At 60.7% G+C, this 12,528-nt stretch carries 11 protein-coding genes, 1 tRNA gene and 1 other RNA gene; 4 read left to right on the top strand and 9 right to left on the bottom strand.

The annotated features are described in order from the left end of the window. Nucleotides 1-89 precede the first annotated feature (89 nt). Both tgt and HMPREF2942_RS01800 read left to right on the top strand, forming a co-directional pair. A complete protein-coding gene (gene tgt / locus HMPREF2942_RS01805; RefSeq protein ID WP_070541876.1) occupies nucleotides 90-1,400 on the top strand; it encodes a tRNA guanosine(34) transglycosylase Tgt in 1,311 nt (436 codons plus the stop codon). A gap of 32 nt (nucleotides 1,401-1,432) precedes the next feature. Then, nucleotides 1,433-1,942 (top strand): SRPBCC family protein, encoded by a 510-nt coding sequence (locus HMPREF2942_RS01800; RefSeq protein WP_005509277.1) that lies wholly within the window; start codon nucleotides 1,433-1,435, stop codon nucleotides 1,940-1,942. 148 nt (nucleotides 1,943-2,090) lie between these two features. On the opposite strand, the gene HMPREF2942_RS01795 is transcribed toward HMPREF2942_RS01800, so the two are convergent. The 6 genes from HMPREF2942_RS01795 to HMPREF2942_RS01765 all read right to left on the bottom strand — a co-directional run bounded on the left by HMPREF2942_RS01795 (nucleotide 2,091) and on the right by HMPREF2942_RS01765 (nucleotide 9,140). Continuing rightward, on the bottom strand, nucleotides 2,091-2,798 hold the full coding sequence (locus HMPREF2942_RS01795) for a hypothetical protein (protein WP_070665626.1): 708 nt from the start codon (nucleotides 2,796-2,798) through the stop codon (nucleotides 2,091-2,093). A 220-nt stretch (nucleotides 2,799-3,018) separates the two neighbouring features. Further along, nucleotides 3,019-4,140 carry an RAD23 family protein gene (locus tag HMPREF2942_RS01790; RefSeq protein ID WP_070688124.1) on the bottom strand — a complete coding sequence of 374 codons (1,122 nt, stop codon included), beginning with the start codon at nucleotides 4,138-4,140 and terminating at the stop codon, nucleotides 3,019-3,021. 111 nt (nucleotides 4,141-4,251) lie between these two features. Beyond that, a complete protein-coding gene (locus tag HMPREF2942_RS01785) occupies nucleotides 4,252-4,764 on the bottom strand; it encodes an acyl-CoA thioesterase (protein ID WP_049340311.1) in 513 nt (170 codons plus the stop codon). Nucleotides 4,765-5,110: 346 nt separating this feature from the next. After that, on the bottom strand, nucleotides 5,111-6,616 hold the full coding sequence (locus tag HMPREF2942_RS01775; protein ID WP_005507181.1) for an amino acid permease: 1,506 nt from the start codon (nucleotides 6,614-6,616) through the stop codon (nucleotides 5,111-5,113). Nucleotides 6,617-6,849: 233 nt separating this feature from the next. Continuing rightward, nucleotides 6,850-8,304, bottom strand: coding sequence for an amino acid permease (locus HMPREF2942_RS01770; protein ID WP_070688122.1), 1,455 nt, complete (start codon nucleotides 8,302-8,304; stop codon nucleotides 6,850-6,852). A gap of 107 nt (nucleotides 8,305-8,411) precedes the next feature. Then, nucleotides 8,412-9,140, bottom strand: a complete 729-nt coding sequence (locus tag HMPREF2942_RS01765; RefSeq protein WP_070688121.1) for a queuosine precursor transporter — start codon at nucleotides 9,138-9,140, stop codon at nucleotides 8,412-8,414. 272 nt (nucleotides 9,141-9,412) lie between these two features. Here HMPREF2942_RS01765 and HMPREF2942_RS01760 point away from each other — a divergent pair, with 272 nt between their 5' ends. Next, nucleotides 9,413-10,495: an alpha/beta hydrolase family protein gene (locus tag HMPREF2942_RS01760; RefSeq protein WP_012904188.1), complete on the top strand. Its 1,083-nt coding sequence runs from the start codon at nucleotides 9,413-9,415 to the stop codon at nucleotides 10,493-10,495. 109 nt (nucleotides 10,496-10,604) lie between these two features. Beyond that, complete coding sequence (locus HMPREF2942_RS01755; RefSeq protein WP_012904189.1) at nucleotides 10,605-11,300, top strand: TetR/AcrR family transcriptional regulator; 696 nt, start codon at nucleotides 10,605-10,607, stop codon at nucleotides 11,298-11,300. A 107-nt stretch (nucleotides 11,301-11,407) separates the two neighbouring features. On the opposite strand, the gene HMPREF2942_RS01750 is transcribed toward HMPREF2942_RS01755, so the two are convergent. The 3 genes from HMPREF2942_RS01750 to ffs all read right to left on the bottom strand — a co-directional run bounded on the left by HMPREF2942_RS01750 (nucleotide 11,408) and on the right by ffs (nucleotide 12,368). After that, on the bottom strand, nucleotides 11,408-11,731 hold the full coding sequence (locus HMPREF2942_RS01750; protein ID WP_005507186.1) for a type II toxin-antitoxin system VapB family antitoxin: 324 nt from the start codon (nucleotides 11,729-11,731) through the stop codon (nucleotides 11,408-11,410). Between the two features lie 120 nt (nucleotides 11,732-11,851). Further along, a tRNA-Ser gene (locus HMPREF2942_RS01745) sits at nucleotides 11,852-11,940 on the bottom strand. A 331-nt stretch (nucleotides 11,941-12,271) separates the two neighbouring features. Then, nucleotides 12,272-12,368: signal recognition particle sRNA small type (gene ffs, locus HMPREF2942_RS01740), an RNA gene on the bottom strand. Nucleotides 12,369-12,528: the final 160 nt, after the last annotated feature.

Genomic DNA, 12,528 nt, shown 5'->3' with positions numbered 1-12,528 from the left:
CGTGAACCCCGCCTCCGGCAAGAGAGGCGGGGTTTTCCGGTAGGCTAGGGTGTAGACATTCAGACGGAAAGCAAACAATCGAGAGAAGAATGAGCGTTCTAGATAATTCTTTCCCTACCGAGGACTTTGGCTTCACCATCACCAGCCGCCTGGCGGACACCGCCTCCCCCAGCGCTGAACGTGTAGAAGCCAACGGCGGACAGTTCCGCGGACGCACCGGTGTCATCACCACCCCGCACGGACAGATCCAGACCCCCGCCTTCACCCCCGTGGGCACCAAGGCAACCGTCAAGGCGGTCCTGCCCGAATCCATGAAGGAGCTCGGCGCTCAGGCTCTGCTCTCCAACGCCTACCACCTGTACCTGCAGCCCGGCCCCGAAATCCTCGACGCGGCAGGCGGCCTGGGCGCATTCATGAACTGGGACGGACCCACCTTCACCGACTCCGGCGGATTCCAGGTCATGAGCCTGGGCTCCGGCTTCAAGAAGGTTATCGATATGGGTACCGTCGCGGACGCTAAGGGCGCCGACGGCCGCCCCCTCGGCGACGACGACGTGGCGAAGGGCAAGGAACGCCTCGCCCACATTGACGACGACGGCGTGAACTTCAAGTCGCATATTGACGGCTCGATTCACCGCTTCACTCCCGAGGTGTCCATGCAGGTTCAGCACCAGATTGGTGCCGACGTCATGTTCGCCTTCGACGAGCTGACCACCCTCTACAACTCCCGCGGCTACCAGGAGGAGGCGCTCGAACGCACCCGTCTGTGGGCGCTGCGCTGCATCGCTGAGCACCAGCGCCTGACCACTGAACGCGTGGGCAAGCCCTACCAGGCACTGTTTGGCGTCATTCAGGGTGCACAGTACGAGGACCTGCGCCGCAAGGCATGCCAGGACCTCGGTTCTATGCCCTTCGACGGCTTCGGCATCGGTGGTGCGCTCGAGAAGGAAAACCTCGGCACCATCGTGCGCTGGTGCGCCGAAGAGCTACCCGAATCCAAGCCCCGCCACCTGCTCGGAATCTCCGAACCCGACGACATCTTCGTCGGCATAGAAAACGGTGTAGACACCTTCGACTGCGTCTCCCCCACCCGCGTGGCACGCAACGCCGCCGTCTACTCCCCCACCGGCCGCTACAACATCACCAACGCGCGCTTCAAGGCGGACTTCTCGCCCATCTACGAGGGCTGCGACTGCTACACCTGCACCCACTACACCCGCGCCTACCTGCGTCACCTCTTCAAGGCGGACGAGCGTCTGGCGGCGACCCTCGCCTCCATCCACAATGAGCGCTTCATCGTGCGCATGGTGGACGACGCCCGCGAAGCCATCAAGGACGGCACCTACTTCGAGTACCGCGACGAGTTCCTCGGCAACTACTACTCCGGCAAGAAGCCCTAAACCCGCTCTTCAACCCGTTTAAGGAGAACCCTATGAGCATCACTCATGTTCCCGATGAGGAGCTTCTCGTCTTCGACCACGAGATCGCAGCCCCGGTCGAGGACGTCTTCGGCGCCTACCTGGACCCCGAACTGCTGGTCCGCTGGTACGGCCCCGCAGGCTGGCACGTGCGCCCCACCGACGTTGTCGTGGAGCCTGTCGTCGGCGGCATGCAGCGCCTGTCCATGATCAACGAGGTTGACCCCTCGGTGTCCTGTATTCTGCAGAGCCGCTTTTTGAGCATTGAACCGTTCAAGGAGCTCGAATACGCCGAGCAGCTGCCCGACCACCTGGGCAACCCCGGTAGCGTGCTGGTGTACCAGCGTCACCGTTTCTTCCCCGAAACCGTGATTACCGCCGACGGCGTGGGTTCCGGTACCCGCATCGTCATTGAGATTGGTCCCATGCCCGCCTCGGTCCACGAGGAGGTGCGCACCACCTGGCGTTCGACCTTCGCCCGCCTGGATGACGTGCTCGCCACCCGCGCACACGGGGAGCTCTAAAACCCGCCGCGCCAGCTGCTTGAGATAGCTTCGAGACACGAAAGCGCCGCGTTGACGAATGATTCGTCAACGCGGCGCTTGTGTTTAACACCCGTGCTTTGCGGGGGGGTTCCTTCTGGGGTGTGCCCTGCCGGGTGTGAGTCGTAAACTAGTTGGTCAGCTTCACGGTAATGACGGTGCTGCCACCATCCAGGGACACGCACTCGGGGGTCGCACGATCCGCGCCGTCGCCCGGCTTCCAGTAGCAGCGCGCCGACATGACGGTACGCTCACCATTCGCCTTATCGGTCACCTCGGCGGGGTTCTGCACCACAAACTGGCGGATCAACTCACGCGCAAACAGGCAATCCACCGCACCGGAAGCCACCTGAACCGTAGCGTTGTGCTTCAGGTAGCCGGTAGCGTCCATGCTGCCGCAGCTACCGCCCGCAGACTGAACATCCGAGCTGGACAGGCTCGCGGTGCTCGACGCCTTCGCCACCGCGCTCGCCGAAGTATTCGCCTTAGCCGATGCGGAGGGGCTCGACGCTGCGCTCGCCTGAGCAGTCGTTGCCGGGCTTGCGGTGGTGATGGTTCCGGGGCTCACGGTAGCCACCGCGGTGGGGGTGTGCACGGTACCGGCAGTCGGGGTGCTTTCAGTGACCGTTGCGGTGCGGGTGGGCGAAGGGGTCGCCTTCGCGCTCGTAGCGCTGGGGCTAGGGGTCGCGGTGGCGCTCGGGGAGGCGGTGGTAGCGCCTCCGGAGCATGCCGACAGCGCCAGCAGCAGCGTGGCACCGAGCGCTACGAGGCTGTAGCGCTTAGCGGTGCGGAGCGTAGTAGAAGAAGTCTGGGTAGAGTGCTTCTGTGCCGGATGCATGGTGACCTTTCTGCGTCATCGGTTCGGGTTCCTAACCAGTATTCTAAAGACGCTACCTGTGAGCTAGCTATACGGCATCTTAGGAACCCACAGGGTGCCCCCGCTAGGACACAGCGGGTAGAGGCACAGCGCAATAAGAGGGGCTCCCCGGCAGTGCGGGAAGCCCCTCCTTAGCTCTCTTCACAACTCACTGACAACTCATTGCCTCTAGCGCGGGTGTTTAGCCTTCGTGCCTGCCACGCACCAGAATAGTGTGCCCGTTTCCGTCATGGCAGCTTATCGAGCTATTCTCAATCTCGCCGAAACAGGTCAGCTGATTACCATCGGCAGCGGGCACAGTCACCACATCCCAGGTGTGCATCATCTTCGTGTTTGCGGTGGTGGTTTCCGCGTGCAGAGCCGAGGACCCATTCGCGGTATTCACCTCGCTAGCGCCGGTCAGGAAGTTCATGCGAGTCACCTCCACCGGACCTGCAAAAGTACGACCGACCGCACCGTTACCGTCACCGGTCTGCTCACCGGTGCGGCGCTCGCACACCAGGGTTCCATCCGCGGGGTTCAGCTCGCAGAGGGTGCGCTCGTCATCGCTCTTGAAACGGTAATAGCCGGCACCGGAATCGTAGTAGGAGGGCTCCATGAGGAACGGGATCTCGGGAGCATCCGGGTTTTCCAGACGAGCCACAAAGGCGACATCCTCACCGATAGTGCACTCGGGGGCGCCGCGATCCTCGCGACGGTTCTCAGCCATCGCGTACTGCGGGTTCCAGTAGCAGGTGGCGTCCTGAACCTTCGCAACCTGGTGCTCGGTCAGGTTGTCGTCGGCACGCGGGGTGGTGATGTACTCGGTCAGCACGTCCAGGGCGTGGGCGCAGTCCACGGTACCGCGCAGCACCATGATTTCCGCACCAGTCTTCAGGTAGCCCTTGCGGCCAATGTGTCCGCAGCGCTCGCCGGCGGAGGCGCGTTCAGCCTCCACCTTTTCGGGCGCGCGGGGAGTGTCACCGGTGGAGGTTGCTGCCGCGACGGGGGTTGCCTTTGCATCAGCGGGTGCGGAGGAATCGGACGCCTTCGCCTCGGCGCTCTCGCTGGGGGCGGGTGCCTGAGTCTCGGTGACGGTCGGCTCGGTCTTCTTCGTCGGCGACGGGGACGCGGTGGAGGAAGGGAACGGGTACTGCGAGTGGTTAGCCGTGCTGGAGGGGCGGGGGCTCGACGAAGAGTTTTCGCTCTGAGAACCGCCAAAGCAGCCGGTCAGGGCAAGGATCAGGGCGGCGGCGCATCCGGTGGCGCGCATCGTGCGGCGACCCCGGCCGGCGGAGTCTGCCTGAGTGTGGTGAAACGACATTGTTATCTCTCCCGGGAATGAACCTTTTGCACCCTTTGCAGAAGGTATTTAAAGCATACGCTTGACCCCGTTCAAGACCGGTTTATTACAGCGGAGCGCCGGTATCTACCCCTATTTCTGCGGCAGGTAGGAGCTCAACAGCTCACGCTGCTCGGGGCTCAGACGGGTCAAACGACCCACAACCGAATCCCAGAACGCCAGCACGGTAAAGGCACGCACGCACTCGCGGCCGTCCACCGGGGAGAGAATCGAGTAGCCAATACGCACGGATGCGGCGCTGACCTTCTCCACGCTCAGGCGCACTGGCACGGGCTCACCAGTGTAGGGCAGCTGAGCCAGGTAGCGGATGCCGTGCTCGGCAATGAGTGCCTGCACACCCTCGGCAACCAGGTCGAAAAGCGGAATCGGAGGCTGCGGTGCCACGGTGGGCTTCTGCCCGGAGGAGGGCGGTGGGCCGAAGAGCGCCACGCGGGCTTCTTCCATGACCGAGAGGATGGCAACGTTGTTGACGTGCCCGTAGGCGTCCATATCGCCCCAGCGTGCGGGTACGTGCACCAGCAGTTCGTCGGTGGTACCGGCCTCAGGGGCGGGGGTGTTTTCGCGGTTCTTTTCGTGGCTTTGCATGGTTTTAACTCTACTCCCCCGCCGCTTTGAGGGGGCTATTCGTACGAATCCGCAAGGTACAGCAAATGAATCAGCTGATGATGATTCGGGGGCTAGAAATATATTTGGTAGTTAAAGCGATGAGGCTCGAAAGCTACGATGCTTTCGAGCCTCATCCAACACACAGACATTTGAACGCATACAAGATCATACGGTTCACTGTCTATGATAGACCCCACTCTGAGGGCCAACTGCATTTTTACGGTTTTATTACGAGGAATTCCAGAAATTTTCCGTATTTTTCGTTTATTACTGTGTTGGAGTCTCTGCAGGCCCCAGCACCGGCTCTCCCGGCAGCTACAGAACCTTAACGGCCCAGCTTAGCCGCAGTCTCCAGGGCATGATCAGCGTCGTACTTCATGGCGTCATACTCGGCAGTTGCCTGCTGAGCCTCCACGAAGGTCTGCTCATCAATCACGTGAGTGTGGCGGATACGAGCAAAGTACAGCAGGCTCAGCACCACAAAGTAGCCCACGCCCACAATTGCCGGAACCATAGAACCACGCACCATGAAGAGCGCAACCCACACCGCGAAGAGCAGCAGAACGCCAACCGCCGCGGTGAACTGGCCACCCCACAGGCGGAAACCATTGGTTGCAGGCTCAACACGCTTGTACACGATGTAGGCGAACAGAATCAGAACCCACACGGTCAGCGCGCACACCATAATCACAAAAATCATGGAGAGGAACGCTTCCTTCGGGCTGTACAGCGCCAGCAGAATAGCAATGACCATGCCGCTGGTCGACAGCCACACCGCACGAGCCGGAACGCCGGCACGGTTTACCTGAGCCAGCTGGCGAGGCGCCATACCGTCAGCCGCCAACGAGTGCAGCAGACGCGCACCCGCGTACAGGTTCGCGTTCGCGCTCGACAGCGCCGCGATCAGCACCACAAAGTTCACGAAGTGTGCCACACCGTGAACCCCCAGCTGTTCAAAGACCAGAACGAACGGGGATGCCTCCACAGCGTCGCCCAGACCCGATGCCGAACGCCACGGAATAACAGCCACAACAATCAGCACCGCCAGCACGTAGAAGGTCGCCAAACGAACCATCATCGCCTTAGCCGAGGAACGCACCGAACGGGAGGGGTCCTTCGCCTCCGCAGCAGAGATCGAGATCATCTCAATACCACCGAAGGAGAACATCACCACAGCCAGCGACAGCCACACCGACTGGAGGCCGTTCGGCATGAAACCGTCGTCGTTGAAGAGGTTCGCGGTACCCACCGCAGCGTGGCCGGGCAGGCCGAAGAAAATCAGGCACAGGCCTACCAGCAGGAAGGCAATAATCGAAATGACCTTAATCGAAGACAGGAAGAACTCCAGCATGCCGAAAGACTTCACACTGGTCAGGTTCAGCACAATCAGCGCCACACCAAACACGGCAATACCCGCCCACAGCGGAAGCTGCGGCCACCAATAATTCAGGTAAGTCGCCACCGACACCAGCTCAACGCCAGCAATCAAAACAGTCGCCGTCCAGTATGCGATGCGAGTCAAAAAGCCCGCGAAGGGGCCCAGGTAGCGGGTAGCAATAGTACCGAAACCGCCGCGGACAGGGTAGCGAACCGCCATTTCACCGGTTGCCGCGCCAATCACCGAAGCGAGCGCAGAACCAATAGCGTAGGTGAGAATGACCGCGGGACCAGCCATCGCAATGGCGGTGCCCGAACCCAAGAAGAGGCCCGTACCGAGCGCGGAACCCATCACGATCATGGTCATCTGTCCGTGGGACAGAGAACGCTTCAGGGTGCGCGATCCGGCGGTCCCCGCTGCAGCGTGGCTGCGGGTATCGTCGTTGTGGGACACGAAGGTGCCTTCCGTCAGTACGCCTTAGGGGCGTGATGTGCAATGTGTGCTCGCACCCGGCTTCTGCGGCTTCTAGCCTCGTTGACGGGTACGAATAGTTAACTATTCTACGGGCACACTCACATCGCTCAGAACGGCGCCGTCTAGAGCGCAGAAGCGAAAAGGCACCGAACGGGGGTGCTCCCCCATCCGGTGCCTTCTTATGTTTTAGCCTCGCGAGGCTTTCACGCTATTTAGTGCTGTGCCGCGTTGGTGTTCTCATCGGCGTGCATAGCGTCCAAATCGGGGCGCTCATAACCGCCCTTAACCTTCGAGGAGATGGCGTAGCCAATAGAAATCAGCACGAAGAAGACGATGCCGACCATGATGGATTCCTGAACACCCGAGCCGGGCAGCATGAACATTGCCGCCAGGGTCGCCAGGACACCCGCCAGAGCCAGACCTGCGGTGACGCGACCACCCAGCACCGTGAAGGAGGAGGCGTCCCCCTGGTCCTTCTTGTACGCCTGGTAGGTCAGCAGAATCATGACCCACACGATCAGGATGCACAGGGTCACCAGCGCCATGAGCAGGGCAAAGATGTCGCCAATCTTGGCAACAGCCATCACGGTTGCCACAACAACGCCGGTGAAGGAAATCAGCAGAGCCACGACCGGCACGCCACGCGAGGAGGTGCGGGCAGCCACTGCGGGAGCCATACGGTCAGAGCCCAGGGCGTGCAGCAGGCGGGTTGCCGCATACAGGGAGGCGTTCGCACCCGAGAGCGCAGCAACGAGCACCACGAAGTTCATGATGTCCGCCGCGAAGGGGATGCCCAGCTCAGAGAAGACGAGCACGAACGGCGACTCGGTCAGCTCCGAGTTCTGTGCGGCGGTCTGCCAGGGCACCAGGCACAGAATAATCGCCATGGACACCACGTAGAAGGTGGACAGGCGCCAAATCATTGCCTTCACGCTGGTTGCCACCGAGCGTGCCGGGTCCTTCGCCTCCGCTGCGGAGAGAGAAATCATTTCCACACCGCCGAAGGAGAACATGACAACAGCCATCGAAATCCAGATGGATGCCGGGCCGTTCGGCAGGAAGCCGCCGTCGTTCACGAGGTTTGCGGTACCCGCCGCGGCGTGGCCGGGCAGACCCACGAACACCAGCAGTACACCAATCACCATGAACACGATGACGGCAGAAACCTTAATCGAAGAGAGCAGGAACTCCAGGGCGCCGAAGGACTTCACGCTCACCAGGTTCAGCACCAGAATAATCGCGCCGAAGAGAGCAACGAACACAGCCAGGGGAACGTCCGGGAACCAGTACGCCATGTAGTGGCCAACCGCCACCAGCTCAGCACCAGCCAGCGGCACGGTGCACGCCCAATACGCCCAGCGAGTCAGATAGCCGCTAAAGGGGTTCAGGTATCGGCTCGCAATGGTGCCGAAACCGCCCTGGACGGGATGACGCACGGACATTTCGCCCGCGCACGCAGCAATGGTTGCCGCAATCATCGAACCAATAGCGTAAGAGAGGATTGCGCCAGGGCCCGCAATTTTAATGGCGGAGGAGGAGCCCAGGAACAGGCCCGTACCCAGCGCCAAGCCCATTGCAATCATGGTCAACTGGCCGTGGGAGAGGGAACGATTCAACGAGTCGTTCTTCTCCGACTGCTCGGGGGTGTTCCCCTGCAGTTTAGACATAACGTATCTCTTTCTTAGACATGCTGTGTATTGAATAAAGCTGAAATGGCAATGCCGCCCAGTCGTTAGGCCGGGCGGCTCTGCACATCAGCTGTCAGGAGGTTAGCTTATGCCACGTACTCGAGTTCGTGACGCTTGAACCAACCAATAATCGGGTAGCTGATCGGCATGAGGATCACCTCGACCAGGCACTTATAGATATAGCCAATCAGTACGTAGTTGATGAATGCTTCCATGGTGTCGATACCAAGCACCGGTGCCGCAATGGAGCAGAAGATGACGGTATCAAGCAGCTCACCGACCAGGGTGGAGACAATCATACGCAGCCACAGGAAACGGCCCTTGCTTGCCTTCTTCATTGCCACCATGACCCAGGCGTTCAGGGTCTGACCGAAGAGGTAACCGAGCAGGGAGCCCGCAAAAATCTGCCAGACCGGGCCGAGAACCTGCGCGAACGAATCCTGGCCGGTGTAGAAGCTCGCAGCGGGCAGGTGCACGATCAGCAGGAAACACAGGGCAGCAAAAGCAGCCGAGGCGAAGGACGCCACAATGGCGCGGCGGGCACGCTTGAAGCCGTACACCTCAGAAAGAAGGTCGCCAATAACGTAGGCGAGAGGGAAAAGGAAGAAACCACCGTCGGTGACGATGGTGTTACCAATGAGGGGCAGTTCGAAGGGCAGGGGACCGAACTCCACGCCCTTAGTTGCACCAATATTCGAAATGATCAGGATGACGCAGGATGCGCCCAGCAGCAGATCAAAGTAGCCGCGGCGACCAGCCCAGGGCACCTTGACGGTGCTCGTCTGAGCCTTAGATTCGCTAACGGGTTTAGCCATTACTTTCCCCAAGTCTTTCTTCATGCGATGTGTTTCTTCACGTAGGGTACGAGCCCTCACGTGTGGTGGGTGAGTGCGCTATGCAGGGCGCCACTCACCGGCTCGCCTGCCACCCGAGCCTATCTAATAGTACCTATATGCCGTGACGGCGGCAGGTTTCTGCGCCTCTTTCAAGAGTGTGGACGCTCTATGCGCCCGGCTACCCGGTATAGGGTGCGCCCGGCGTCGCCTTATCCCGGCGGCGGCAGAACCCCCGCACCTACAATGGAAATATGAAGAGACTGAGCCGCAGAGTTCACCGCAGCGGGGTTTACCGCAGCGGCGCTCACCGTACCGGGCAGGTGGCATCCCTGCTGGAGGCGGGGCGTGCTCTACGCGCCTCGATACCACGTTCGCTACGGCGTTCTGCGCGTCGAGCGCAGAAGAGGCGGCACCGCAATCAGCGTAGGCTCAGCGCACATATCCCGCGGTTGCATCCGCTGCTGACCTATGCGGCGCATGCGGTTCGTACCGGCATTTCCCTTTTAGAGCCGATGCTGCTGGCGTCCTCTGAGCTTCTCGGCTACCGGTCGTTTACGCATCGCGGCCGCAATATCTACTACCGGGTCGATAATCTGCACCTTCTGACCGAGTCTGAGTCTGCGCCCGGTGTGCTGTTCTATTTTGATGGTGATCATCTCTCCCGTGTGGGTAGCCGCCTGTTACGCCGCGACTCCCCGTTGCGTGCAGAGTTGGCGAAGGTGGCGGCTGAGTTCAACATGCTATGCGTGCCGGTGCTGTCGCCGGGTAGCCTGCGGGAGCCTCGACTGACCGATGCCGGCTCTTATGCGCCTCCGCTGACCTATAACTGGTGGGTTCGCGCCCGCTCGAACGGCAGGATGGTCCGCGCCCTCATTGAGGAGATTGCCCTGGCGTACGGGGTGGATATGAGCCGCGTCTGGCTTGCCGGATATTCGGGCGGCGCGGAGTTCCTCAGCTACGAGCTGCTGTCGCACGATATTGACTGGATTCGCGGAGGCGGCGCCACCTTTATCGGCGGCGGCGGCGCTGACGGTGTGCCCGCGCGGGTGCGTGAGCAGGCTGCGCTGAATCCTTCCTCGCATGAGCGTCTGCTGATGAGCTGGCATGTGGGTGTGCTGGATGGGCGTTCGCCGTCGGGTCGTCGTCGCATGGCGACGAGTGCTGAGGGAAGCTGGTCTGCGCGTATTGCGGCGCAGGAGGGTAGCGCCTTCTACGAGAGTTTGGGCGCGCGGACTCTTCTGCAGGTGACTCCGGGGCGTGGCCATACGGGGTATCCGATTGCGTCGTTGGTGGGTGCTGATTTAGCGGCGGCTACGCGTTTGGGGTTCCTCTAGGGGCGGTTGTTCTGTCATAAACATGAAAATTCGCATGAATTGGGCAAATTTCTTGGTGACACATTCGATAAATTCGTCATTTGCTGACGATTTAGGGTAGAGTGTCACTATGCCTCGTATTTCTGCAGCAACCAACGCCGCCCAGCGCGAAAACACCAAGCGCGCCATCCTCAACTCCTTCGGCGAGATCCTCTACAACCGCGGCCTCTCCGGCCTGACCATGACCGACGTCGCCAAGAACGCCGGCATCGGCCGCACCGCGGTCTACAACTACTTCGCCGACATGGGCGAACTGCTGGTCGCCTACGCCCTGGACGAGACCGAACGCTTCCTCAACGAACTGCGCGTCGGCCTGGAGGGCATCGAAAACCCGATCGACCAGCTCGCGGTCTACATTCGCCTGCAGATCAACGACCTGGCGCGCCGCCACCTGCCCCCGGGCCCGGCAATGCGCTCCATGCTCTCCCCCGAGTCCTACGCGAAGCTCGGCAAGCACGTGCACGAACTGCAGATGGTGCTGGCACACATCCTCTCAGCCGCGATTGCTGAGAACTACATTCCCAAGAACGACATTCGCGAACTGGCGATGCTCGTGCACGGTTCGCTCTCTTCGAGCGCTGGCCGCGCCGAGGACGCGCCGGACGAGGAGACCCGCGAGCGCCAGATTCTGAATACCATCCGTTTCATTCAGATGGGCCTGGGCGCGCGTTTTGATGCCGAGGGCAACCCTGTTCGTCTGGACTCCGAGGAGTCTCTGCCGGAGCAGTCCCCGCTGCAGGAGGCGAATCTGAAGGTCGCATCCTAAGAGTGGCGCCCTAAGCAACAAATACGTAGCAGTTATACGTCAATAAAAATGCCGCGGACCTGATGCTTCTCGCATCGGTCCGCGGCTTTTTCTGTATTCGGGGGGGGTTACGCGCCGGGCAGCAGTGCCGGAGAGATGGAATCCAGGTCCAGTACGCGCGCGTACATGACGGCGCGGCGGTGCAGGGCGTTACGCAGTGCGCGGTGCACGCCGTCTTCGAGGTATAGTTCGCCGCCCCATTTGACCACGTGCGGGAAGAGGTCACCGTAGAAGGTGGAGTCTTCGGCGAGTAGGGTCTCGAGGTTGAGGGTCTTCTGGGTGGTGATGAGGGTGTCGAGGCGTACCTGCTGCGGCGGGATTCCTCCCCAGTCGGCGTGGGTCATGCCGTGCTGGGGGTAGGGGCGGCTGTCGCCTACTTTTTTGAAGATCATGGTGGTGCTTTCTGCAGGTATGGGGCGCCTGGGCGGCGCGTGGACCCGTGGGGGTTCTGAAGAAATAGTACCAAGGGGTATAAAAAATCCCCGGTCTTAGAATCTAAGACCGGGGATCAGTGGCGGAGGATGGGGGATTTGAACCCCCGAGGGCTGTTAACCCAACACGCGTTCCAGGCGTGCGCCATAGGCCGCTAGGCGAATCCTCCAGCTATGTTTTCTACGCATTGCGTAGGCAACGAATAAAACTTTACTACGCTTTTACCGGGCGCGCAAGCCCTGGATGGGAAAAGTAACAGAAAGCACATTTGTGGGTGCTTGTACTCTTACTTTTGGGCATAGAAAAACCCCTTACGCAACCGCTGAAACCCAGAATTCCGAGCGAGCGAACTGAGGCGCAGGATTCCGAGCGAGCGAGGTAATAAATCCTGCGTCGAAGCCGCCGAGCCCTAACGAGGCGGAATCCTGGGTTGAAGCCGTCGAACGACAGTGAGACGGGTATGACGGGTGCCTGATTGTCTATGTAGCTGATTTTAGGCATAGAAAAACCCCTTACGCACCCGTCATAGCTCGAATACCCTTGCTACCTTCCGGTCCTGGGGGAGTTTTCCAAGATAACGCCACGTAAGAGGCAAGAACCAGTGTACCGGATTTTTGGGTTCTTGGGAATTCGGTGCATCCGCGGTATTTCTGTGGGCGTACGGACTGCCCGATGAGCATCCGTGACGTGTGCGTGTTCGCCGGTGACTGGTGACCACTCGTGCCGAGGGTGGAGCGTCTAAAATGGTAGGGATTGT

Origin of the sequence: Rothia sp. HMSC071C12, assembly GCF_001813895.1 — a bacterium.
Taxonomy (GTDB): Bacteria; Actinomycetota; Actinomycetes; order Actinomycetales; family Micrococcaceae; genus Rothia; species Rothia mucilaginosa.
Note: the sequence above shows the minus strand (reverse complement) of the source record. Positions and strands in the feature narration are given on the sequence as shown.

Coding starts and splice junctions, on each gene's coding strand:
- HMPREF2942_RS01755 (WP_012904189.1), top strand. CDS start 10,605: ATGCCTCGTATTTCTGCAGCAACCAACGCCGCCCAGCGCGAAAACACC.
- HMPREF2942_RS01750 (WP_005507186.1), bottom strand. CDS start 11,731: ATGATCTTCAAAAAAGTAGGCGACAGCCGCCCCTACCCCCAGCACGGC.
- HMPREF2942_RS01760 (WP_012904188.1), top strand. CDS start 9,413: ATGAAGAGACTGAGCCGCAGAGTTCACCGCAGCGGGGTTTACCGCAGC.
- HMPREF2942_RS01770 (WP_070688122.1), bottom strand. CDS start 8,304: ATGTCTAAACTGCAGGGGAACACCCCCGAGCAGTCGGAGAAGAACGAC.
- HMPREF2942_RS01800 (WP_005509277.1), top strand. CDS start 1,433: ATGAGCATCACTCATGTTCCCGATGAGGAGCTTCTCGTCTTCGACCAC.
- HMPREF2942_RS01785 (WP_049340311.1), bottom strand. CDS start 4,764: ATGCAAAGCCACGAAAAGAACCGCGAAAACACCCCCGCCCCTGAGGCC.
- tgt (WP_070541876.1), top strand. CDS start 90: ATGAGCGTTCTAGATAATTCTTTCCCTACCGAGGACTTTGGCTTCACC.
- HMPREF2942_RS01795 (WP_070665626.1), bottom strand. CDS start 2,798: ATGCATCCGGCACAGAAGCACTCTACCCAGACTTCTTCTACTACGCTC.
- HMPREF2942_RS01765 (WP_070688121.1), bottom strand. CDS start 9,140: ATGGCTAAACCCGTTAGCGAATCTAAGGCTCAGACGAGCACCGTCAAG.
- HMPREF2942_RS01790 (WP_070688124.1), bottom strand. CDS start 4,140: ATGTCGTTTCACCACACTCAGGCAGACTCCGCCGGCCGGGGTCGCCGC.